Below are 21,610 nucleotides of genomic sequence, written 5' to 3' on the forward strand. Positions count from 1 at the left end.
ACATCGTCACGTTGGTGTGCTGGTACGTTCTCACGGGCCTGGAGCTCGCCCAGACAACGGCGGACGAGCGGGTTCGCGCGGCGGAGGAGTTCGACCCCGACGACACGGTGATTGCGGCGGAGTGCCGGCAGATGACACCGACACCGGCCGCGCTTGAGTATGTGGACGATTTGATCGCCGCATCCCATGGGCCCGGTGATGCGTTGGATCGACTCGAGAACGGACGCCTCAAGCGTGAGATGGCGCTGCGTGACCTGACGCCGGACGCCGTCGCGCTGTTGCGGTCAATCGTGGAGGCGGCCATCGTCCATCTTGAACATGAGGATGTGGTGTTGTCCGCTGACGATGCCGCCGTCGCGCTCGATGTCGCCCAGGTGTGCGGCCTCGACATCACGACGGACAGCCGAGCTCTGCGGCGCCGCGCTCTGATCCGCGGTATCCATGTGCGTGAACGTACTGCTGCGCAACAGGTATCGATGTCGTCGCTGATCAGCCTGGAGGTTGCGGCATCGCTCGATCGACTCGATGACATCGTCCTCGGACTCGCGCCCGGCAGCATCGCCATCGTGATCGGAACGGCGGCATCACTGGCCGATGATCTAGCCGGGCCGCTGCAGGCACGTCGCGCGGACGTGCTGCGTGTCGGCAATCTGGTGGCGGCGCTGCGTCTTCCGCGTGGTCTGTGGCGCGAGGCGCACCGGCAGGCGCTGGCGGTGTGGATCTGCGTGGGCGGTGCGAATGCCGAGGTGGTGTCGGTTGCCGACCTCGGCGCCGATGGCGTCATCGAGTTCACCGACCTTGCCGCTGATATCGCAGGGGCCCTTGCGCAGACGGAGGGACGTGCCTACCGGTATGCGCGCGGGCTGGCGTTGGCGGCCACGCTTGCCCGAGGGCCGGTGGTGCCGCGGGGCGTACGCGCGGTGAAGCTCGGCGGCAGCCGTGCTGCTGACCATCTGGAAAGCGTGCACCGTGCGACGTTGGTCACCACCACGCCCCTCCAACCTTTCGACGTGCTGGTGGAATCATCACCGGCCAACATCAAGCTGCAGCACCGATCTCTCGGCGAGTTGCACCTTCACAAGCAGCTGATCATCCAACGCGGCCGACGGATCGACCCCGCCGACGGGGCACCAGACGGTTCCGTTCGGGTGCTGCCCGTCGAACTGGTCGGGGCGCTGACACTGGATCCGTTCGACGCCGAGCTCAAGTATCCCCGCGCGGCGCGGACCGAGCCCGGTGATGTGGTGTTCATCGAGAAGCCGCAGCCGCGGGCCTGGGTGGATTCGGAGGGTGGGGCGATGGTCGCGTGCCCGGCGCGGATCCTCCGCATCTCGGCGGCCGCCCTGATCGGTCCCCATCTCTTGGCCACCGTCATCAACGAACGGGTATCGCCGGGAACCGATTGGGAGACCTGGAGCGTCCCGGTCCTCGGTCGTGAGGAAGCCGAGCTGCTGGAAACGGCACTGCGTGACGCCGGTGTTTACGAACAGGAAGCCCGCCGCCGGGTCGAAGCGGCCCGAGAATTGAAGTCTGCCTTGATCGATGGAGTCGCCGCCGGCGCTCTGGCGCTCGGGGCCACAGCCACCACGCCCGGCGTCGCCGCGGCGGTCGGAACAGGAAAGGACGGATAGCGATGCCGCCCCGTAAGAAGCAAGAACCGCAGGCGCCGTCAACCATGAAGGAGCTCAAGGACACGCTCTGGAAGGCCGCCGACAAACTGCGCGGCTCGCTGTCGGCAAACCAGTACAAGGACGTGATCCTGGGTTTGGTGTTCCTCAAATACGTCTCCGATGCGTTCGACGAGCGGCGCGAAGCAATCCGCGCGGAGCTTGCCGCCGAAGGCATGGACGAGACTCAGATCGAAGAATTGATCGACGATCCCGAGGAGTACCACGGGTACAACGTGTTCGTGGTGCCACCGATCGCACGGTGGGTGTTCCTGGCCGAAAACGCCAAGGGTAAGCAGGCCGCGGGCAGCGAGGCCGCCAAGAACGTCGGCCAACTCATCGACGAGGCGATGGACGCCGTCATGACCGCCAACCCCACGCTGCAGGGCACGCTGCCGCGGTTGTACAACCGCGACAACATCGATCAGCGGCGGCTCGGGGAATTGATCGACCTGTTCAACAGTGCGCGGTTCAGTCGTCAGGGTGAGCACAGGGCCCGCGACCTGATGGGCGAGGTCTACGAGTACTTCCTCGGCAACTTCGCTCGCGCGGAGGGTAAACGGGGTGGCGAGTTCTTCACTCCGCCCAGCGTGGTCAAGGTGATCGTCGAGGTGCTCGAACCGTCCAAAGGTCGGGTGTATGACCCGTGCTGCGGTTCGGGCGGCATGTTCGTGCAGACCGAGAAATTCATCGCCGAACACGACGGTGACGCGAAAGACGTTGCGATCTATGGCCAGGAGAGCATCGAGGAGACGTGGCGGATGGCCAAGATGAACCTCGCCATCCACGGCATCGACAACAAGGGGCTGGGTGCGCGGTGGGGGGACACCTTCGCTCGCGACCAGCATGCCGATGTCCAGATGGACTACGTGATGGCCAATCCGCCGTTCAACATCAAGGATTGGACCCGTAACGAGGAAGACCCGCGCTGGCGATTCGGTGTGCCGCCGGCCAACAACGCGAACTACGCGTGGATCCAACACATCCTGTCCAAGCTCGCGCCCGGCGGTAAAGCCGGTGTTGTGATGGCCAATGGGTCGATGTCGTCAAACTCGAACGGAGAAGGCGATATTCGTGCCCAGATCGTCGAAGCCGATCTGGTGTCCTGCATGATCGCGCTGCCCACCCAGCTGTTCCGCAGCACCGGAATCCCCGTGTGCCTGTGGTTCTTCGCGAAGGACAAGGCCGCAGGCAATCAGGGCTCGATGGATAGGACCGGGCAGGTGCTCTTTATCGACGCCCGCGAACTGGGCTACATGGTTGATCGCGCCGAGCGGGCGCTCACCAACGAGGAGATCGTGCGGATTGGCGACACCTACCACGCCTGGCGGGGATCGAAGTCAGCGGCCGCCAAAGGTGTGGAATACGAGGATGTTCCAGGCTTCTGCAGGTCGGCGACGCTAGCGGAGATCAAGGCCGCAGATTATGCGCTGACACCGGGGCGGTATGTCGGGGCGGCCGAGGTCGAGGACGACGGCGAGCCCATTGACGACAAGATCGCCCGGCTGAAGAAGCAACTATTGGAGGCATTCGATGAGTCGGCGCGGTTGGAACAGGTTGTGCGGCAGCAGCTGGAGCGGCTCTCGTGAGCACACTGGTGGAGCGCAGCTTGCTGGATCTGGTCGGCTTCATAGTCGACAATCGTGGTCGGACGTGTCCGACAGCTGAGACTGGTATGCCTCTAATTGCAACTAATTGTGTGAAAAGTGGCTATCGCGAACCAGTGTTCGAGAACGTCAGGTTCGTCGATGAAGAGACGTACTCGAATTGGTTTAGAGCCCATCCAGAACCGAATGATGTTCTGTTCGTGTGCAAGGGGACGCCGGGGCGGGTCGCTGTTGTCCCAGACCCAGTTCCGTTCTGTATCGCACAGGATATGGTGGCGCTCCGCGCCAAACCGGAGACCTGCAACTCGCGGTATCTGTACTATCGGATCCGCGCAGCGGACGTTCAGTCAAGAATCGAAAATATGCACGTGGGCACTATGATTCCACACTTCAAGAAGGGCGACTTCGGTCGTCTGCGATTCTTTGTGCATGAGGATGTGCGCGAGCAAGGCGCCATTGCAGAGGTCCTCAATGCCCTCGATGACAAGATTGCTGCTAACGACCACCTCCTCAGATTAACCGAGTCGCTCGTTGCGGCTGAGTATGCATCGTTCCTGTCCAGAGGTAGTCAGGAAGTCGATCTTGGCGAGCTTGCGATCTTTCGGAACCGAGAGCGCATTCCGTTATCATCTCGCCAGCGCGAAGAACGGAAGGGCGCTGTTCCCTACTACGGCGCTGCTGGTCGATTGGATTTCGTCGACGAAGCCATATTCGACGAACCGTTGGTGCTGGTGGGCGAAGATGGTTCAGTTATTGACGACCAGGGGCACCCGATCGTGCAATACATTTGGGGACCGTCGTGGGTCAACAATCACGCACATGTGCTGAAAGGCAACGGAGTCGCGACCGAAACACTTCGACAATCCATAATCCGGTCAAACGTCGCGCATCTCGTCACAGGTGCTGTTCAACCCAAGATCAGCATGGGAAACCTTAAGACGTTAGTGCTTCAGGTGCCATCGAACGTTGGCGAGTTCGACGCGATTGCGGTGCGATTCGCCGCCGTGACCAGAGCGGTCACCGAAGAATCCGTCGCGCTTGCGCGCACTCGCGATGAACTCCTCCAGCTACTGATGTCCGGCAAGGTCCGCGTCAATGACGCTGAGGCATTGGGCAGCGATGCGCTCTGACCGATCAATCGCAGTTGTCTTCCGTTTCTCACGCAGTCTTGCGAGGTGCGACAGGCCGCCTGACGGCGGGCCGCAGAAGTGGCGCGGTCCACGCTGGGTTGTCGGTCCCTGCGCAGAAAGTGGACGCCATGAGCAATGAGCAGAAGGCCGGCGCATCGGGCCCACGATTTCCCCTGGCATCCACCGCGGCCGCTGTGCCGGATTGGTATCCCGAGATGCTCGACGCCGTCGCCGACCACGTCGACGCAGGACGGCAACGAGCGGTCATCGCCGCCAATCAGGAGTTGGTCGCCACGTATTGGCGCATTGGTAGAGAGATCGTGGCCCGCATGGAGTTCGAAGGCTGGGGTGCCCGAGTCGTGGACCGACTGGCCGCCGATCTGCGCGAGCGGTTCCCTGACGCGAAGGGATTTTCGCCCCGAAACCTCAGGTACATGCGCACGTTCGCCGAGGCATGGCCGGACTGGGCGATTGTGCAACGCGGCGTTGCAACATTGCCGTGGCGCCATCAGATAGCACTGCTGGAGAAGCTGAACAGCCGCGACCTGCGGTTATGGTACGCCCGCGCGGCGATCGAGCAGGGTTGGAGCCGGGACATCCTGGTCCACCACATCGACGGACAGCTCCACCTCCGCGCTGGCCAAGCAATCACCAACTTCGCCAGCACGCTGCCGCCGGCCGACTCCGATCTCGCCCAACGGGCGACCCGCGACCCCTACCTTTTCGACTTCGTCGGCATCGCAGACCTACGCCGCGAACACGACCTCGAACTCGCACTGACCGACCACGTCGAGAAGTTCCTACTCGAACTCGGACAGGGTTTCGCCTTCGTCGGGCGCCAGGTCCACCTCGAGATCGGAGACGCCGACTTCTACGCAGACCTGCTCTTCTACCACTTGAGGCTGCGCTGCTTCGTTGTGGTCGAGCTCAAGGTCGGCGACTTCGACCCCAGGTACCTCGGGCAGCTCGGCATGTACATGGCCGCTGTCGACGATCTGCTACGCCACGCTGACGACAAGCCCACCATCGGACTGCTCCTGTGCAAAACCAAGGACAACGTCGTCGCCGAATACGCGCTGCGCGGCTACACCGCACCCATCGGGGTCGCCGAGTGGAAGACCACGATCACCGCCAGCCTGCCTGAAGAGCTCGAAACCAGCCTTCCCACAGTCGAGGAACTAGAAGCCGAACTCGAGAGTACGGCCCACCAAGGAGACGAGACATGACCGGATTCAGCGAAGCCGACTGGGAACTCGTCGCCCTCGACACTCTCTCCGAGCACGAGTGGCAGAAGCTGACCGGCACCGACGTCGCGCCCGGCACCGGTGGTGGCCGAGACTCGTGGGCTGACATCGTGCTGCCCGACCGCATGCTGACGAAGATGCGCGAACTCAATCCCTCTGTGCCGGGGGAGTATCTGGAGCAGGCCCGCGCCGAAATCCTGCAGCCCCAATCACAGGATGCGTTGGCCGAGAACTATCGGCTGCATCGGTACCTCGTCGGCGGCTACCGCGGCATCAGTTACATCGACTCCGACGGCATCGAACAGAACCCGACCATCAGGCTCGTCAGCCACCGACCCGACGACAACGAATTCCTTGCCGTCCGACAGGTCACGGTCCGCACCGCGGAACTGCAGCGCCGCTTCGACATCGTGCTCTACCTCAACGGGCTGCCGGTGGCGATCATCGAACTCAAGCAGGCCGGTGCCAAACACGCCGACATCGCCGGGGCGCACGCACAGCTGCAGACCTACCTGCGTGAGTTTCCCATGGCCTTCCGGTTCGCGGTCCTCATCGTGGTCAGCGACGGCATCAACGCCCGTTACGGCACTCCGTTCACCCCGCTGGAGCACTTCGCGCCGTGGAACGTCGATGATGATGGCAAGCTCATCCGCATCGGGAGCGTGGCCGAGGACGAAACCGTGCCCATCGAACTGGAGACGCTGATCGATGGGCTCTTCAACACCGAGCGGTTCCTGCAATTGCTGCGCAACTTCACCGCCTTCGACGAGGACGGCGGCCTCACCAAGCGGATCGCCAAGCCCCACCAGTACTTCGCGGTCACCAAGGCCGCCGGCTCGACCGTGCAGGCCGCCGAAACCAACGGCAAGGCGGGCGTCGTCTGGCACACCCAGGGCTCGGGCAAGTCGATGGAGATGGAGCTCTATGCCCACCTTGTCGCACAGCAGCCGAAGCTGAAGAACCCCACCATCGTCGTCGTCACCGACCGCAAGGAACTGGACTCCCAGCTCTACGAGACGTTCAACCGATCCCAACTACTCGGCGAGTCTCCGGTCAAAGTCACCAAACGTGCGCAGTTGCGTGACGAACTGACCAACCGCGCCACCGGCGGCATCTACTTCACCACCCTGCAGAAATTCGGGCTCACCAAACAGGAACAGGAGTCCGGCGCGGACCATCCGCTGCTGACCGACCGACGCAATATCGTCGTCATCGTCGATGAGGCGCACCGCAGCCACTACGACGACCTCGACGGCTACGCCCGTCACATCCGTGACGCTCTACCCAACGCGGTGTTCATCGCTTTCACCGGCACTCCGATCTCCGACGTCGATCGGAACACCCGAGACGTGTTCGGCAAGGACATTGACGTTTACGACCTGACGCGCGCCGTCACGGACAAAGCCACGGTGCCGGTGTTCTTTGAGCCACGACTGGCCAAGGTGGGGTGGTCGGAGAAGCTGAGCGAGGACGACCTGGACCACGCCGTCGACGAGGCCACCCTCGGACTCGACGACGTTGAACGCGCCCAGATCGAGAAATCCGTCGCCGTCATCAACGCCATCTACGGCGCTCCGGAGCGGCTCGCGAAACTCGCCGAGGACATCGTCACCCACTGGGATGCCCGCTCCGAGGCCATGCGGCCGTTCATCGAATCAACGGGCAAGGCGTTCATCGTCGGCGCAACCCGCGAGATCTGCGCTCGGCTGTACGAGGAAATCGTCAAGCTGAGACCGGAGTGGCACGACGAGGCCGTCGACAAGGGCGTCATCAAGGTCGTCTACTCCGGCTCCCCACAGGATCCGGCACCGATCGTCAAACACGTGCGCCGTGAAGCCCTGAATAAGGTCATCCAGAAACGGCTGCGCGACCCCGACGACAAGCTCCAGATCGTGCTCGTTAAGGACATGATGCTCACCGGGTTCGACGCGCCGCCGCTGCACACGCTGTACCTGGACCGCCCGATGAAGGGTGCGCTGTTGATGCAGACCCTTGCGCGGGTGAACCGCAAGTTCCGAGGCAAGCCGTCCGGACTGCTCGTCGCATACGCGCCGTTGGTCGACAACCTGGCCGCGGCACTCGCCGAGTACACCGAGACCGACCGTAAAGAGAAGCCCGTCGGCAAGGACATCGACGAGGCCGTCGCCCTCACCACCACCCTGATCAACCAACTTGACGCGCTCTGCGCCGTCTACGATTGGCGGACAAAGGTGGCATCTCAACAGGTGAGCTGGCTGTCGGCGGCGGTGCACCTTGCCGGCAAGCTGCGGGCTCCCGAAACACCAGGCAACCAGACCGAGCCGACGCTGGGGGACCGGTTCCGGACGTTGTCGGCGCAGTTGGCCCGGGCCTGGTCGCTGTGCGCCGGGAGCCAGACGCTGGACGACCTCCGCCAGACGGTCAAGTTTTACGAGCAGGTCCGGGTGGTGATGGGCAAGCTCGACGCTCAACAGCGCCAAGCTGAGGGCAAGCCGATCCCCGAGGACATCAAACGCCTGCTGTCAGTGCTGGTTGATGAAACCACTGCGGCCGGCGGAATCGTCGACATCTACGATGCTGCGGGGCTGCCCAAGCCGTCGCTGTCAGAGCTGACACCTGAGTTCGAGGCCAAGGTTAAGCGGTCCGACAACGCGCACCTGGCAATCGAAGCCCTGCGGGCGTTGATCACCGAAGAGATGGGCGTCGCCACGCGCAACAACCTGGTGCGCCAGCGGTCGTTCTCCGACCGCGTCTCCGAACTGATGCGCAAGTACACCAACCAGCAGCTCACCTCGGCAGAAATCATCGCCGAGCTGATCGAGATGGCGAAAGAAGTTGCCGCGGAGGCCGACCGGGGGAAGCGGTTCTCACCGCCCCTGTCGCACGACGAGTTGGCGTTCTATGACGCCGTCGCCGAGAACGAATCAGCGGTCGAGCTTCAAGGCGAGGACGTGCTCGCTCAGATCGCACGAGAACTGGTGACCGTCATGCAACGCGACACCAAGACCGACTGGACAGTGCGTGACGATGTGCGTGCGAAACTGCGATCGTCGATCAAACGGCTGCTGGTGAAGTACAAGTACCCGCCGGACAAACAGCCGGCGGCCATCAAGCTTGTCATCGAACAGATGGAAGACCTCGCGCCTCGGTATGCGGAGGCGGCGCGCTCATCAGGGGGAGGAACGGATAGTGACTGAATTGCGTGCTGATCCGACGATCGGGGACCGGACGCTGGTTGCGATCAATCAACGTGTGCACGAAGCGGTCACTACGACGTTGAAGCTCTACGATCTCATCCGGGCAGCCAAAGACCTCGGCTACAGCTTTCTGGAGTTAGAGGCCGCGACCGGGTTCGCGCGCGGCACGTTGCAGAACATCGTGGATGGCAAGAATCCCCGATTCTCCGTCGAGCGGGAAATTCCTTGTGCGTAGCCTGTGCGGGGCTTTTCGGAAGTCCCGAGAATCAAGCAGCGCATTCCTGGCCTCAGGCCCCGAGTTTTGTCATCCCGGCTGCGTCCGTGGCGGCGATGTGGGAGTGACGCGGTGGGCGTGGCCGCGGTCTCGTCAACGCCGGGTCGGCAAATCGGTGCACGTTAGGCTCACCCGATGGCCGAGATCGCGCCGCTGCGCGTGCAACTGATCGCCAAGACGGAGTTCACCGCGCCCGCCGACGTGCCGTGGAGCACCGACGCCGACGGCGGTGCCGCACTGGTCGAATTCGCCGGCCGCGCGTGCTACCAGAGCTGGAACAAGCCCAACCCGCGCACCGCGACCAACGCCGCCTACGTTCGCCACATCATCGACGTCGGCCACTTCTCGGTACTCGAGCACGCATCGGTGTCGTTCTACATCACCGGCCTTTCCCGGTCGTGCACGCACGAGTTGATCCGGCACCGGCACTTCTCCTACTCGCAGCTGTCGCAGCGGTATGTGCCCGAGCACGACTCGCAGGTGGTTGCGCCGCCGGACATCGAGGACGATCCCGAGCTGCTGCAGATCTTCACCGAGGCCGCGGACGCGAGCCGTGCCGCCTATACCGAACTGCTCGCTCGACTGCAGGCTAAGTTCACCGAACAGGGCGCGTCGACGCTGCGCGCCAAGCAGGCCCGCCAAGCTGCGCGTTCGGTGCTGCCCAACGCGACCGAGACCCGGATCGTCGTGACGGGCAACTATCGGGCGTGGCGGCATTTCGTCGCCATGCGGGCCAGCGAACATGCCGACCGGGAGATTCGGCGGCTGGCCGTCGAATGCCTGCGTCAACTCACCGACGCCGCACCGCAGGTGTTCTCGGACTTCGAGATCAGCGTGCTCGCCGACGGCACGGAGGTGGCCACCAGCCCGTTGGCAACCGAAATCTGACTGCAAAGGCATTCGTGGCGAGCGAGGGTGACCGGGTAATCTTGGTGCCCGTGAGTACCAGCGGATTCGACGCCCCGGCCCGGTTGGGCACCCTGTTGACCGCGATGGTTACTCCGTTCAAGCCCGACGGGTCGCTGGACACCGACGCCGCGGCCCGGTTGGCGAACCGGCTGGTCGACGCCGGTTGCGACGGTCTGGTGGTGTCCGGTACCACCGGTGAGTCGCCGACCACGACCGACGACGAGAAGCTCGTGCTGCTGCGCACGGTGCTCGAAGCCGTCGGCGACCGCGCGCGAATCATCGCCGGTGCAGGCTCTTACGACACCGCGCACAGCGTGCATCTGGCGAAGGCCAGCGCCGCCGAGGGTGCGCACGGACTGCTGGTCGTCACCCCGTACTACTCACGTCCGCCGCAGGCCGGACTGGTGGCGCACTTCACCGCTGTCGCCGACGCGACCGAGCTGCCGGTGATCCTGTACGACATCCCGCCGCGCTCGGTGGTGCCGATCGAGTGGGACACCATCCGAGCGCTGGCCGGCCACCCGAACATCGTCGCGATCAAGGACGCCAAGGGGGACCTGCACGGCGGCGGGCAGATCATCGCCGAGACCGGCCTGAGTTACTACTCCGGCGACGACGCCCTGAACCTGCCGTGGCTGGCGATGGGTGCGGTCGGCTTCATCAGCGTGTGGGGTCATCTGGCCGCCGCGCAGCTGCGGCACATGATGGGGGCCTTCGCGTCCGGAGACGTCGCGACGGCGCGCAAGATCAGCGTCTCGCTCGGCCCGCTCGCACGCGCCCAGGCGCGGCTCGGCGGGGTCACCCTGTCCAAGGCGGGGCTGCGGCTGCAAGGGTTCGAGGCGGGTGAGCCGCGGCTGCCGCAGATCCCGGCCACCGACGAACAGCTTGAGGCCCTGGCCGGCGACATGCGCGCCGCAGGCGTGCTTCGGTAGCGGGCCGGTAGTGAACTCCGAGCTCAAGGCACCGGGACCACTGGCCCCCGGCGGACTGCGGGTCACCGCACTCGGCGGGATCAACGAAATCGGCCGCAACATGACCGTTTTCGAACATCTGGGACGTCTGCTCATCGTGGATTGCGGGGTGCTGTTCCCCACCCACGACGAACCCGGCGTCGACCTGATCCTGCCCGACCTGCGGCACCTCGCCGACCGTCTCGACGACATCGAGGCGCTCGTCGTCACCCATGCCCATGAAGACCACATCGGCGCGATCCCGTTCCTGCTCAAGCAGCGTGCCGACATCCCGATCGTGGGTTCGAAGTTCACGCTGGCGCTGGTGGCCGAGAAGTGCCGGGAACATCGTCTTTCGCCGAAATTCGTCGAGGTCACCGAGGGGCAGAAGAGCACCCACGGTGTCTTCGAGTGCCAGTACTTCGCGGTCAACCACTCGATTCCCGGCTGCCTGGCCATCGGCATCCACACCGGGGCCGGGACCGTGCTGCACACCGGTGACATCAAGCTCGACCAGTTGCCGCCCGACGGCAGGCCCACCGACCTGCCGGGGATGTCCCGGCTCGGCGACGCGGGGGTCGACCTGTTCCTGTGCGACTCCACCAACTCCGAGATCCCCGGTGTCGGACCCTCCGAGAGTGAGGTGGGCCCGGCCCTTCACCGGCTCATGGGTGGCGCCGAGGGCCGGGTGATCGTCGCCTGTTTCGCATCCAACGTCGACCGTGTGCAGTCGATCATCGACGCTGCGGTCGCTCTGGACCGCAAGGTCTCCTTCGTCGGTCGCTCGATGGTGCGCAACATGACCATCGCGCGCGAACTCGGCTACCTCAAGGTCGCCGATGAGGACGTGGTCGACATCGCCGCGGCCGAGATGATGCCCGCCGACCGGGTGGTGCTGATCACCACCGGCACCCAGGGCGAGCCGATGGCCGCGCTGTCGCGGATGTCGCGCGGCGAGCACCGCAGCATCACGCTGACTGCCGGAGACCTGATCATCCTGTCGTCGTCGCTGATTCCGGGCAACGAGGAGGCGGTCTACGGGGTGATGGACGCGCTGGCCAAGATCGGCGCCCGGGTCGTCACCAATCAGCAAGCGCGCGTTCATGTCTCGGGCCACGCGTACGCGGGCGAACTGTTGTTCCTCTACAACGGGGTGCGGCCGCGCAACGTGATGCCGGTGCACGGGACGTGGCGGATGCTCCGTGCCAACGCGGAGCTGGCCGCCCGGACCGGGGTGCCCGAGGAGAACATCCTGCTCGCCGAGAACGGCGTCAGTGTCGACCTGGTGGCCGGGCGGGCGAGCATCGCCGGCGCCGTGCCGGTCGGGAAGATGTTCGTCGACGGGCTGATCACCGGCGATGTCGGCGACGCCACCCTCGGGGAACGGCTCATCCTGTCGTCGGGCTTCGTGGCCGTCACGGTCGTCGTGCGCCGCGGCACCGGCCGGGCGGCTGCTCCGGCGCACCTGCACTCGCGGGGATTCTCCGAGGATCCCAAGGCGCTGGAACCGGTGGCCAGGAAGATCGAAGCGGAGTTGGAGCAACTCGCCTCGCAGAACATCACCGATCCCTCGCGCATCGCGCAGGCGGTACGGCGGACGGTGGGCAAGTGGGTCGGGGAGACCTACCGGAGGCAGCCGATGATCGTCCCGACGGTCATCGAGATCTGAGAGCGGAAGCGCCGCCGACGTGTCACGGCTACCCCTCACAAGCCGTGGCCCGCGGCGGCTGGTCGATTCGCTGCGGTATCGCTGACCAGTAGAGTATGCACGGCGACGCCGGCGTGCGATGCGGCATCGACAAAATCGGGCCCCCTCCACCGAATATCGGGTTTCGTCAATTACGCAGTGACAATTTCAGCTAATGCGTCATGCGCGACCTCGGTGCGGCTTTGGCTGTTCAGGAGGCTGGGTGGTGCCGACGGGCACAACATCCCCCGGGGTGGACTCGGCTACGCCTTCCGGCTCGGGGGGTGGCATCCCGCAATCTGGCCGAAGTCGCCGGCGGACCGGACGAGGCCGACCGAGAAGTGTTTGCTGACGAAGGATCAGATCGGTTCGAGCCGGTAACCGCGTCCCCGCAGCGTGACGAACCGGCTCGCGCCGAGCTTGCGCCGCAGGTACCGGACATAGACGTCGACGACGTTGGACCCCGGCTCGTAGTCCTGGCCCCACACCTGTTGCAGCAGCTGCTCGCGGGTGAGCACCTGACCCGGATGGCGCAGGAAGGTCTCGGCCAGCTTGCACTCGCGCGCCGACAGGTCCACGGAGTAGTCGCCGACGTGGGCGCGGCGGGTCCGCAGGTCCAGCGACAGGGTGCCGTATTTGAGCGTCGTGGGCCCGGCGACGCGTCCGGCGGCGAGCCGAAGACGCACCCGGGCAAGGAGTTCCTCGAACCGGAACGGCTTGGCGATGGAGTCCTCGGCGCCCGCCTCGAGCATCCGGGCCGACTCCGCGGCTCTGGCCCGCGAGGTCAGCATCAGCACAGGCAGCGAACTTCCCTCGGCGCGAAGCCGCCGCAGCACCGTGAAGCCGTCCATTCCCGGGAGTCCGGTGTCGAGAAGCATGAGGTCGAAACTGCCGCTACGCGCCTGCATGAGCGCGGAGATCCCGTCGGCAACCACACTCACTGCAAATCCGTTGGCCGACAATCCTTTTCGGACGAAGGCGGAGATCCGGGGCTCGTCCTCGGCGATCAGGATGGCGGCCACGGCCCCGTTGTCTCCGAGTCGAGCATCACGTCCCCCTCGTGCCCCGCGACCGATGGCCGACGGGCCCTGCAAGGATCTGGCAACGGCCTGGCTCGATGAGCCCCCCGACGAATCCGATGCTACGCCGACCTGGCGTGACGGAGTCGCGAACTCAGCGTTCGGCCAGAACGGTCCATTCGATGGGGGAGGCCGCCAGCGTCCGGCCGGTGGGCCGGATATAGGTGTCGCGAAAGTAGCTCGGGCCGGCCTGCTCGACGAGGCGCCAGCCGTGTTCGGCGAGCTGTTCGCCGACGAGTTCGGGCACCATGCCCGACTGCCACACCTGGCGGCGGCCGCGGAACCGGCGATAGACCGCATCGGCTCCGTGCCGGTCGGTGCCGTCGATGAAGTCCTGCCGGATGTAGGTGAAGATGAGCCTGCTGCCGGGCGCGGCGGACGCCAGCTGGGACAGGGTCGCGTGCACCGCGTCCTGGCTGGGGTATTGCGTGACACCCTCCCAGATGAAGAAGGTGCGGTGTTCCGGGCGGTATCCGTGCGATTCCAGCGCGGGGATCAGCGCGTCGTTCTCGAAATCGACCGGAACCAGATGCACGGACGCCGGCGTCCCGCCCAGCACGCGCTGCAGCACCCCGGCTTTGCGGTCGACGTTGACCTGCTGGTCGACCTCGAAGACGGGCAGGTCGCCGTGGCGGGCGATCCGGCAGGCGCGGGTGTCCAGCCCTGAGCCGAGCACCACGACCGCGTCGGCGACGTTGAGCGGATCGGACAGCCGCTCATCGATGTAGCGCTTACGGCAGGCGATGCTCGCCCACAGCCCCGGCCCCGACCGCTCGGTGGCGGCGTGCACCGCGCGGCGCAGTGCGGCCGCGCGGGTCGACCCGACCAGCAGCCTGAGGTGCCTGGGCAGGAACGACTCGGCCAGATCGTCGTCGACCAGGCGCCGGTGCGGCGGTTCATTGTGTTCGATCGCCGCCAGCACCATCGGCCCGAAGGCGGTCTGCGCGGCGGCGTTCGGGGCACTCATCGTTTATTGATATACCCCGCGTCGACCGGGAGCGTGACGCCGGTGACATAGCGGGCGGCGTCGGACACCAGCCAGAACACCGCGTTGGCGATGTCCTCCGGTTCCAGCGCCGACACCGGCAGCGCGTTGCCCATGTCGGGACCGCCGTCGTTCTCCTTAACCAAGCCTTCAAGCCAGGAGCGGGTGAACTCGTTGTCGATCATCGGGGTGTTCACCGCCGACGGGTGCACTGAATTGACCCGGATGCTGTACTGCGCAAGGAAATTGGCGTACACCCGCATGATGCCGACGATGCCGTGCTTGGCGGCGGCGTAGCCGACCGAACCCGCCATCGGTGCGCCGAGGCCGATCAGGCCGGCCACCGAACTGGTCAGCACGATCGACCCGCCGTTGCCGAACTTGATCATCGGCTTCATCGCGACGTCGATGGTGTTGTAGACGCCGGTGAGGTTGACGTCGATCACGTCCTGCCATGCGTCGGCCGCGGCCATCGGCGCGATGCCGGCGTTGGCCACCACAATGTCGAGACGGTCGCCGAGTTGCTCGGTGCCGCCCCGCACCGCGGCCTTGACCGCGTCGCGATCCCGCACGTCGGCCTCGTAGCTGACGATCCGCGCGCCGGTGTCCTCCACGAGCTTGACCGTCGCGGCCAGATCCTCCGGAGTGGCCATGGGGTAGGGTACCGAGTCGATCTGCGCGCACACGTCCAGCGCGATGATGTCGGCTCCCTCGGAGGCGAGTTTCACCGCATGGGCGCGGCCCTGGCCCCGGGCGGCGCCGGTGATGAAGGCGACTTTGCCGTTGAGTTCACCCATGTCGACCCGCTATGGACGCAGCCGGCCCTTGGTCGGATCGCCGGCCACCACGGGCTGCAGCACCTTGATATCGGGGGCGCCGTCGAGTAGTTCGCCGATCGTGCCGAACAGCGTCCCTACCGCGGGTGCCGCGCTGTGCTTCTGCAGCGCGTCGCCGTCGGCCCACTGCTCGACGAAGACGAACGTGCCGTCCGCTTCGTGCAATGCGTAGAGATCGCAGCCGGGCTCACCGTGTACCGCCTCGATGGCCGTCTGGCATGCGGAACGGACCGCGTCGACGGACTCGGGCTTGGCCTTCATGGTGGCGACGACGACGACGGGCATGGCAACTCCTCGCTGCGGTGTTTTGGACAGTTGTCCACCCTACTCAGCGCACGTGCCGCGCCTCACACCGCATCCGATGCAGGTCAGGGGCCGTCACCAATCTGTGACCACTGTGGCAGATGGTGCATATGAGACCTTTGGGACTAGGCTTACCGGCATGGCGAGTAAGACCGCGTCCCGATCTGCAGCCCGTCCGAGCAGGTCAAAGGCGCCTGCGCGGGGCGGGTCCCGGCCGGCGCGGCCGACGGCCTCGCGCCGTAAGCCCGCCCGGCGGCACCCGTCGCCGGTGGCCGCGGCGGGAACCGCGGTCGGTCGCGGGGTGCGGGCCGGTTGGCTGATGCTGGCCAAGGGGGCGGGCAGCACGGCGCGGTCGGTGGGCCGGGCCCGCGATCTGGAGCCCGGACATCGGCGCGACGGCATCGCGCTGGCGCTGCTCGGCCTGGCAGTCGTGGTGGCCGCGAGCTCATGGTTCGAGGCGGCCCGCCCGGTCGGCGCCTGGATCGACACGGTGGTGCGGGTGGTGATCGGTGCGGCGGTGGTGCTGGTGCCGATCGTGCTGGCGGCCATCGGCGTCACCTTGATGCGGTCGGAACCCGACCCCGAGTCCCGGCCGAGGCTGATCCTGGGTTTCACGATGATCGCGCTGCCCGCACTGGGCCTCTGGCACCTGTGGTCGGGTGCGCCGCAGGGTCCGATCGAACGTCAGCACGCGGGCGGGTTCCTGGGCTTCGCGATCGGCGGCCCGCTGTCGGACGGGCTGACCGCCTGGATCGCCGCGCCGCTGCTGTTCATCGGTGTGCTGTTCGGCCTGCTGCTTGTCACCGGCACGACCATCCGCGAGGTGCCCTCGGTCGTCCGGGACATGTTCACCACCCGCTGGCAGCGTGACTACGCCGACTACGACGACAACTACGACGACGACCAGTACGACGACTACGACGACGACGAGCCCGGCGCTGCGGGTGCCGAAGACTTCTCCGACGGCTACTACGACGAGGCCGACTTCGGCAAGGACGAGGCTCGGTCGTGGCCGACGGCCAATCAGCCCACCGAGCCGCTCGCAAAGCCGGCGGGCCCGGTCGGCACGCCGATGGACAACTATCCGCTCGACGATGAGGAGCCGCCTGCCCCGGCGCCCGTCCGCGAGAAGAAGAAGCCCCGCAGGGAGCCCAAGCTCACGCTGGACCGGGTGGTGGATGGCCCCTACACGCTGCCGTCGCTGGACCTGCTCATCGCCGGGGATCCGCCGAAGCGGCTGACGTCGGCGAATCAGGCGATGACCGACGCCATCACCTCGGTACTGCAACAGTTCAAGGTCGACGCCGCGGTGACCGGCTGCACCCGCGGGCCGACCGTCACGCGCTACGAGGTCGAACTCGGCCCGGGCGTCAAGGTCGAGAAGATCACCGCGCTGCACCGCAACATCGCCTACGCGGTGGCCACCGAGAGTGTGCGCATGCTCGCGCCGATCCCGGGCAAATCGGCCGTCGGCATCGAGGTGCCCAACACCGACCGCGAGATGGTGCGCCTGGCCGACGTGCTCACCGATCCGGTGACCCGTTCAGACCACCATCCGCTGGTCATTGGGCTGGGCAAGGACATCGAGGGTGAGATGATCTCGGCCAACCTGGCCAAGATGCCGCACCTGCTGGTGGCCGGCTCCACCGGCTCCGGCAAGTCCAGCTTCGTGAACTCGATGCTGGTCTCGCTGCTGGCGCGCGCCACTCCTGACGAGGTCAGGATGATCCTGATCGACCCCAAGATGGTGGAACTGACCCCGTATGAGGGCATTCCGCATCTGATCACGCCGATCATCACCGAACCGAAGAAGGCGGCCGCCGCGCTGGCTTGGCTGGTCGAGGAGATGGAGCAGCGCTACCAGGACATGCAGGCCTCGCGGGTGCGGCACATCGACGTGTTCAACGAGAAGGTGCGCTCCGGCGAGATCACCGCGCCGCTGGGCAGTAAGCGCGAGTACAAGCCCTACCCCTACATCCTGGCGATCGTCGACGAGCTGGCCGACCTGATGATGACCGCGCCCCGCGACGTCGAAGAGGCGATCGTGCGGATCACCCAGAAAGCGCGCGCGGCGGGGATTCACCTGGTGCTGGCGACGCAGCGGCCGTCCGTCGACGTCGTCACCGGTCTGATCAAGACCAACGTGCCGTCACGGCTGGCATTCGCGACGTCGTCGTTGACCGACAGCCGCGTCATCCTCGACCAGCCCGGCGCCGAGAAGCTGATCGGCATGGGCGACGGGCTGTTCCTGCCGATGGGCGCGAACAAACCGCTGCGCCTGCAGGGAGCGTTCATCACCGACGAGGAGATCCACGCAGTCGTCTCGGCCACCAAGGAACAGGCAGAGCCCGAGTTCGTCGAAGGCGTTACCGCGGTCAAGGCCGGCGAGCGCAAGGACGTGGACCCCGACATCGGCGACGACATGGACGTGTTCCTACAGGCCGTCGAGTTGGTGGTGTCCTCGCAGTTCGGCTCCACCTCGATGCTGCAGCGCAAGCTGCGGGTCGGGTTCGCCAAGGCCGGCCGGCTGATGGACCTCATGGAGACGAGGGGGATCGTCGGCCCCTCGGAGGGGTCGAAGGCGCGCGAGGTGCTGGTCAAGCCCGACGAGCTGGCGGGGACGCTGGCGCTGATCCGGGGCGGATCGGATGCCAACGGCGCCGCCGATGATGCCGACGCGGACGACCCCGACTTCTAACCCGCCGAAATCGCATTCCACGCGCGTCAAGTCGCGTTTCGACCGCGTGGAATGCGGTTTCGGCGACAGAGGGCTCAGAGAGTGAGCAGCATCCGGGTGTTGCCCAGGATGTTGGGCTTGACGTAGGAGAGGTCCAGAAACTCGGCGACGCCGGTGTCGTAGGACCGGCACATCTCCTCGTACACCTCGGCGGTGACGGGGGTGCCGTCGATCTCCTGGAACCCGTGCCGTCCGAAGAACTCGGTTTCGAAGGTGAGCACGAAGATCCGCCGCAGGTGCAGTTCGGCGGCCACCGCCAGCAGACGATCGACGATCGCGTGCCCGACGCCGCGGCCGCGCACCTTGGGGTGCACCGCCACGGTGCGCACCTCGCCGAGATCGGACCAGAGCACGTGCAGTGCCCCGCACCCGATGAGTTCGCCGTCGAGCTCGCCGACCCAGAACTCCTGCACGGACTCGTACAGGGTCACCAGATTCTTCTCCAGCAGGATCTTGCCGGCATAGATGTCGACGAGTGCCTTGATCCCCGGCACGTCGGAGGTGGTGGCGCGGCGCACCAGCAGTTCACCGGCGGATGCGTCCGGATCTGCGCTCATGCACCGAAGAGTATCGGCAAGGGCAACCAGTATTCTGTGTCGGTGCCGGGCCAACCACATACCGATCCTGTGGTTCCCCGTGCCCGGGTCGCAAACCTCGCCAACATGCTCACCGGCGTGCGGATGGTGCTGGTGCCCGTGTTCCTGGTCGCGCTGTTCGTCGGCGATGGCCACGAAACCACCTGGCGGGTAACCGCATTCACCATCTTCGCGGTGGCGGTGATCACCGACCACTTCGACGGCGCCCTGGCCCGCAGCTATGGCATGGTCACCGAGTTCGGCACCCTGGCCGACCCGATCGCCGACAAGGCGCTGATCGGTTCGGCGCTGATCGGGCTGTCGGTGCTCGGCGACCTGCCCTGGTGGGTGACCGTGCTGATCCTGGTCCGCGAACTGAGCGTGACGGTGCTGCGACTGGTGGTGCTGCGCCGCGGCGTGATCCCGGCCAGCCGCGGCGGCAAGCTCAAGACCCTGGTGCAGGCCGTGGCGATCGGGCTGTTCATCCTGCCGCTGTCCGACGGCTGGCTGACCGCCGCGTGGGTGATCATGCTCACCGCGGTGGTGCTGACCGTGACCACGGGAGTGGACTACTTCGTCTCGGCCGTCAGGGACTGGCGTGGACGACCCGCTGGTCGATGACGACGCGCGGGCGCTGGTCGCCGATCTGACCGTGCGCGGGCAGACCGTGGCCACCGCGGAGTTACTGACGGCGGGTCTGCTCGCCGCCACCCTGGGCGGGGTGCCGGGTGCGAGCGCGGTGCTCCGGGGCGGGCTGATCACCTACACCGTCGACACCAAGGCCGGCCTGGCCGGGGTGGCACCCGAACTGCTCGCCGACGTCGGTCCGGTCGCCGCACCGACGGCCCGCGCGCTGGCGGTCGGCGCGATGCAGCGCTGCGGGGCGACCTGGGGCGTCGGCCTCACCGGTGTCGCCGGTCCGGAGCCGCACGCCGGTCATCCGGTGGGAACGGTGTTCCTCGGTCTGGCCGGTCCGCTCGACACCGACGTGGTGCCGCTGCAGCTCACCGGAGGTCGCTGGGACATCCGGATGGCCGCGGTCAGGGCCGCGGTGCGCCATCTGCGCCGGCTGGTCGAACAGCAGTGAACATCGCCGTCGTCGTCCGGGAACCATCCGGGCGGTATCGGGCGTTGCACTACTGAGCAAACCGACATCAATCGGAAGGGACGCGCGATGACGACATTGCTGCGCGAGGTCATCGGCGACGTGCTGCGTCGCGCCCGGGTCGAGCAGGGGCGCACCCTGCGGCAGGTCTCGGACTCGGCGCGAGTGAGCCTCGGCTATCTGTCCGAGGTCGAGCGCGGTCGCAAGGAGGCCTCCAGCGAGCTGCTCAGCGCCATCTGCGGCGCGTTGGACGTGCCGTTGTCGCGGGTGCTGTCCGAGGCCGGTGACGACCTGGCCCTCGAGGAGTCCCGGGCGGCCCAAGCCCGCGAGGCGGGCAAGGTTGCCAGCGCCGCCGGAATCGACGTCAGCACCAAGGTGGTCATTCCCCAGGTCGTGTCGATGGCGGTGGCCTGACCCGGTCCCCCTGCAGGGGTGTGGCGATCTGCGCCGAACCGATAAGTTGGGTTTAGGTACTTGCCGGTACAGCCGACACCGTTCGACAGACACGAAGGCGGAATGAACTCATGGCCAATCCGTTCACCAAGGCGTGGAAATACCTCATGGCGCTGTTCAGCTCCAAGGTCGACGAATACGCCGACCCGAAGGTGCAGATCCAGCAAGCCATCGAGGAGGCCCAGCGCCAGCACCAGGCGCTGACGCAGCAGGCGGCGCAAGTGATCGGCAACCAGCGCCAGCTGGAGATGCGGCTCAACCGCCAACTCGCCGACATCGAGAAGCTCCAGGTCAACGTCCGCCAAGCGCTGACGCTGGCCGATCAAGCCGTAGCAGCCGGTGACGCGGCCAAGGCCACCGAGTACAACAACGCCGCCGAGGCGTTCGCCGCGCAACTGGTGACCGCCGAGCAGAGCGTCGAGGACCTCAAAGGGCTGCACGACCAGGCGCTGCAGGCCGCCGGTCAGGCCAAGAAGGCCGTCGAGCAGAACGCGATGGTGCTGCAGCAGAAGATCGCCGAACGCACCAAGCTGCTGTCCCAGCTGGAGCAGGCCAAGATGCAGGAACAGGTCAGCGCCTCGCTGCGTTCGATGAGCGAGATCGCCGCCCCGGGCAGCACTCCCAGCCTCGACGAGGTGCGCGACAAGATCGAGCGTCGCTACGCCAACGCGATGGGCTCGGCCGAACTGGCCCAGAACTCGGTGCAGGGCCGGATGCTGGAGGTCCAGCAGGCCAGCGTCCAGATGGCCGGGCATTCACGGCTGGAGCAGATCCGGGCGTCGATGCGCGGCGAGCAGCTGCCCGCCGGCGGTGCCACTCCGGCGGCCCCCACCCAGACCCCTGCCACACCGGCCGCCAACCCGACACCGGAAAACCCGCTGTCGCAATAACAT

The 21,610-nt window shown here is 66.1% G+C and carries 19 protein-coding genes; 13 read left to right on the plus strand and 6 right to left on the minus strand.

The annotated features are described in order from the left end of the window. Positions 1 to 1,075: 1,075 nt before the first annotated feature. Entirely contained in the window at positions 1,076 to 1,375 is a 300-nt protein-coding gene (locus tag KXD97_RS33335) for a type VI secretion system Vgr family protein (RefSeq protein ID WP_396885472.1), read from the minus strand. A 258-nt stretch (positions 1,376 to 1,633) separates the two neighbouring features. On the opposite strand from KXD97_RS33335, the gene KXD97_RS19275 reads away from it, so the two are divergent. The 8 genes from KXD97_RS19275 to KXD97_RS19310 all read left to right on the plus strand — a co-directional run bounded on the left by KXD97_RS19275 (position 1,634) and on the right by KXD97_RS19310 (position 12,626). Next, the gene (locus KXD97_RS19275) at positions 1,634 to 3,256 is read left to right on the plus strand and encodes a class I SAM-dependent DNA methyltransferase (RefSeq protein ID WP_260751658.1); all 1,623 of its coding nucleotides are present in this window, start codon (positions 1,634 to 1,636) and stop codon (positions 3,254 to 3,256) included. After that, complete coding sequence (locus KXD97_RS19280; protein ID WP_260751660.1) at positions 3,253 to 4,404, plus strand: restriction endonuclease subunit S; 1,152 nt, start codon at positions 3,253 to 3,255, stop codon at positions 4,402 to 4,404. Before KXD97_RS19275 ends, KXD97_RS19280 begins: the two co-directional genes overlap by 4 nt. Before the next feature lie 128 nt (positions 4,405 to 4,532). Next, positions 4,533 to 5,630, plus strand: a complete 1,098-nt coding sequence (locus tag KXD97_RS19285) for a YhcG family protein (RefSeq protein WP_260751662.1) — start codon at positions 4,533 to 4,535, stop codon at positions 5,628 to 5,630. Next, positions 5,627 to 8,824 (plus strand): type I restriction endonuclease subunit R, encoded by a 3,198-nt coding sequence (locus tag KXD97_RS19290; protein ID WP_260751663.1) that lies wholly within the window; start codon positions 5,627 to 5,629, stop codon positions 8,822 to 8,824. Before KXD97_RS19285 ends, KXD97_RS19290 begins: the two co-directional genes overlap by 4 nt. Next, on the plus strand, positions 8,817 to 9,059 hold the full coding sequence (locus tag KXD97_RS19295) for a hypothetical protein (RefSeq protein WP_260751665.1): 243 nt from the start codon (positions 8,817 to 8,819) through the stop codon (positions 9,057 to 9,059). Before KXD97_RS19290 ends, KXD97_RS19295 begins: the two co-directional genes overlap by 8 nt. Positions 9,060 to 9,233: 174 nt before the next feature. Then, positions 9,234 to 9,986, plus strand: a complete 753-nt coding sequence (gene thyX / locus KXD97_RS19300) for an FAD-dependent thymidylate synthase (protein ID WP_260751667.1) — start codon at positions 9,234 to 9,236, stop codon at positions 9,984 to 9,986. A 50-nt stretch (positions 9,987 to 10,036) separates the two neighbouring features. Next, a complete protein-coding gene (gene dapA, locus KXD97_RS19305) occupies positions 10,037 to 10,939 on the plus strand; it encodes a 4-hydroxy-tetrahydrodipicolinate synthase (protein ID WP_260751671.1) in 903 nt (300 codons plus the stop codon). A gap of 10 nt (positions 10,940 to 10,949) precedes the next feature. Further along, the gene (locus KXD97_RS19310; RefSeq protein ID WP_260751672.1) at positions 10,950 to 12,626 is read left to right on the plus strand and encodes a ribonuclease J; all 1,677 of its coding nucleotides are present in this window, start codon (positions 10,950 to 10,952) and stop codon (positions 12,624 to 12,626) included. 377 nt (positions 12,627 to 13,003) lie between these two features. Here KXD97_RS19310 and KXD97_RS19315 read toward each other — a convergent pair whose 3' ends face one another. The 4 genes from KXD97_RS19315 to KXD97_RS19330 all read right to left on the minus strand — a co-directional run bounded on the left by KXD97_RS19315 (position 13,004) and on the right by KXD97_RS19330 (position 15,829). Then, entirely contained in the window at positions 13,004 to 13,666 is a 663-nt protein-coding gene (locus tag KXD97_RS19315) for a response regulator transcription factor (RefSeq protein ID WP_260751673.1), read from the minus strand. A 151-nt stretch (positions 13,667 to 13,817) separates the two neighbouring features. Further along, a complete protein-coding gene (locus tag KXD97_RS19320) occupies positions 13,818 to 14,690 on the minus strand; it encodes an SAM-dependent methyltransferase (RefSeq protein ID WP_260751675.1) in 873 nt (290 codons plus the stop codon). Then, the gene (locus tag KXD97_RS19325; protein WP_260751676.1) at positions 14,687 to 15,505 is read right to left on the minus strand and encodes a mycofactocin-coupled SDR family oxidoreductase; all 819 of its coding nucleotides are present in this window, start codon (positions 15,503 to 15,505) and stop codon (positions 14,687 to 14,689) included. The genes KXD97_RS19320 and KXD97_RS19325 overlap by 4 nt, the downstream gene beginning before the upstream one ends. A gap of 9 nt (positions 15,506 to 15,514) precedes the next feature. Then, entirely contained in the window at positions 15,515 to 15,829 is a 315-nt protein-coding gene (locus tag KXD97_RS19330) for a putative quinol monooxygenase (RefSeq protein ID WP_260751677.1), read from the minus strand. Between KXD97_RS19330 and KXD97_RS19335 the strand changes: the two genes are divergently transcribed. After that, complete coding sequence (locus tag KXD97_RS19335; RefSeq protein WP_396884417.1) at positions 15,828 to 18,545, plus strand: DNA translocase FtsK 4TM domain-containing protein; 2,718 nt, start codon at positions 15,828 to 15,830, stop codon at positions 18,543 to 18,545. The two genes, KXD97_RS19330 and KXD97_RS19335, sit on opposite strands and share 2 nt — an antisense overlap. Before the next feature lie 74 nt (positions 18,546 to 18,619). On the opposite strand, the gene KXD97_RS19340 is transcribed toward KXD97_RS19335, so the two are convergent. Beyond that, positions 18,620 to 19,141 carry an amino-acid N-acetyltransferase gene (locus KXD97_RS19340; protein WP_260751678.1) on the minus strand — a complete coding sequence of 174 codons (522 nt, stop codon included), beginning with the start codon at positions 19,139 to 19,141 and terminating at the stop codon, positions 18,620 to 18,622. Between the two features lie 42 nt (positions 19,142 to 19,183). Between KXD97_RS19340 and pgsA the strand changes: the two genes are divergently transcribed. The 4 genes from pgsA (at position 19,184) to pspA (ending at position 21,607) form a co-directional block, all read left to right on the plus strand. After that, complete coding sequence (gene pgsA, locus KXD97_RS19345) at positions 19,184 to 19,780, plus strand: CDP-diacylglycerol--glycerol-3-phosphate 3-phosphatidyltransferase (protein WP_260751680.1); 597 nt, start codon at positions 19,184 to 19,186, stop codon at positions 19,778 to 19,780. After that, positions 19,758 to 20,246 carry a CinA family protein gene (locus KXD97_RS19350; protein WP_260751681.1) on the plus strand — a complete coding sequence of 163 codons (489 nt, stop codon included), beginning with the start codon at positions 19,758 to 19,760 and terminating at the stop codon, positions 20,244 to 20,246. Before pgsA ends, KXD97_RS19350 begins: the two co-directional genes overlap by 23 nt. An 87-nt stretch (positions 20,247 to 20,333) precedes the next feature. Next, entirely contained in the window at positions 20,334 to 20,678 is a 345-nt protein-coding gene (clgR, locus tag KXD97_RS19355) for a transcriptional regulator ClgR (protein WP_260751682.1), read from the plus strand. A 110-nt stretch (positions 20,679 to 20,788) separates the two neighbouring features. Then, the gene (pspA, locus tag KXD97_RS19360) at positions 20,789 to 21,607 is read left to right on the plus strand and encodes a phage shock protein PspA (protein ID WP_260751683.1); all 819 of its coding nucleotides are present in this window, start codon (positions 20,789 to 20,791) and stop codon (positions 21,605 to 21,607) included. The last annotated feature ends 3 nt before the right edge of the window (positions 21,608 to 21,610 follow it).

The sequence above is a fragment of the Mycobacterium sp. SMC-8 genome, from assembly GCF_025263565.1.
Taxonomy (GTDB): Bacteria; Actinomycetota; Actinomycetes; order Mycobacteriales; family Mycobacteriaceae; genus Mycobacterium.

Coding starts and splice junctions, on each gene's coding strand:
- KXD97_RS33335 (WP_396885472.1), bottom strand. CDS start 1,375: ATGACGGTGGCCAAGAGATGGGGACCGATCAGGGCGGCCGCCGAGATG.
- KXD97_RS19275 (WP_260751658.1), top strand. CDS start 1,634: ATGCCGCCCCGTAAGAAGCAAGAACCGCAGGCGCCGTCAACCATGAAG.
- KXD97_RS19285 (WP_260751662.1), top strand. CDS start 4,533: ATGAGCAATGAGCAGAAGGCCGGCGCATCGGGCCCACGATTTCCCCTG.
- KXD97_RS19290 (WP_260751663.1), top strand. CDS start 5,627: ATGACCGGATTCAGCGAAGCCGACTGGGAACTCGTCGCCCTCGACACT.
- thyX (WP_260751667.1), top strand. CDS start 9,234: ATGGCCGAGATCGCGCCGCTGCGCGTGCAACTGATCGCCAAGACGGAG.
- KXD97_RS19320 (WP_260751675.1), bottom strand. CDS start 14,690: ATGAGTGCCCCGAACGCCGCCGCGCAGACCGCCTTCGGGCCGATGGTG.
- KXD97_RS19325 (WP_260751676.1), bottom strand. CDS start 15,505: ATGGGTGAACTCAACGGCAAAGTCGCCTTCATCACCGGCGCCGCCCGG.
- KXD97_RS19335 (WP_396884417.1), top strand. CDS start 15,828: ATGGCAACTCCTCGCTGCGGTGTTTTGGACAGTTGTCCACCCTACTCA.
- KXD97_RS19330 (WP_260751677.1), bottom strand. CDS start 15,829: ATGCCCGTCGTCGTCGTCGCCACCATGAAGGCCAAGCCCGAGTCCGTC.
- KXD97_RS19340 (WP_260751678.1), bottom strand. CDS start 19,141: ATGAGCGCAGATCCGGACGCATCCGCCGGTGAACTGCTGGTGCGCCGC.
- clgR (WP_260751682.1), top strand. CDS start 20,334: ATGACGACATTGCTGCGCGAGGTCATCGGCGACGTGCTGCGTCGCGCC.
- pspA (WP_260751683.1), top strand. CDS start 20,789: ATGGCCAATCCGTTCACCAAGGCGTGGAAATACCTCATGGCGCTGTTC.